The sequence below is a fragment of the Streptomyces sp. E11-3 genome, from assembly GCF_046540415.1.
Lineage (GTDB): Bacteria > Actinomycetota > Actinomycetes > Streptomycetales > Streptomycetaceae > Streptomyces.
In genome coordinates, this window is sequence record NZ_JAZGRL010000232.1 from 1 (window position 1) to 719 (window position 719).

The window sequence follows — 719 nt, forward strand, 5'->3', positions numbered from 1 at the left end:
CCCTGTGCGGGCCGCCGCCGGACGCGTATCGCGCGACATAGGGAGACGAATTCCTAGTGGCCGCCCACCGAAAACCCAAGCAGTACCCGCTCACCGGCACGACGGCACGGACCGCCCTGACCCTCGCGCTGGCCGGCGCCGCGAGCACCACGGCCTTCGAGGGCGCCTCGGTCGCGGAGCCCCGTCTCACCCCGGCCCAGGTGAAGGCCGAGGTGGACAAGCTGTACCAGGAGGCGGAGGTCGCCACCGAGAAGTACAACGACGCCGGTGAGAAGGCCAAGGAGGCCCGGCGCGAGGTCGACAACCTCCAGGACGAGGCCGCCCGCAAGACCGACGACCTGAACGACGCCCGTACGACACTGGGTTCGGCCGCCACCGCCCAGTACCGCAACGGCAGCGTCGCCCCCGCGCTCCAACTCGCCCTCGCCTCCGACCCGGACGACTACCTGGAGCGCGCCAGCATCGCCGACCGCGCGGGCCTGCGCCAGGCGGCCACCATCACCGGCGTCCAGAAACAACTGCGCGACATCGACCGCCTGCGCACCAAGGCGGACGGCCGCCTGAAGGAACTCCGCGCCCGCCAGGCCGACCTGAAGCGCCACAAGTCCACGATCACCACCAAGCTCGACAAGGCAGAACGCCTCCTCGGCAAACTGACCGCCGAACAACGCGTCCGCGTCACCGAGCCCCCCGCGGCCGCCCCCACCGACCTACCCCAA

The 719-nt window shown here is 71.3% G+C and carries 1 protein-coding gene; it reads left to right on the forward strand.

Going from position 1 to position 719, the window contains the following annotated elements:
• Positions 1-56: 56 nt before the first annotated feature.
• Positions 57-719: coiled-coil domain-containing protein (locus U9R90_RS36590; protein ID WP_411061832.1), on the forward strand; the 663-nt coding region annotated here is incomplete at its 3' end.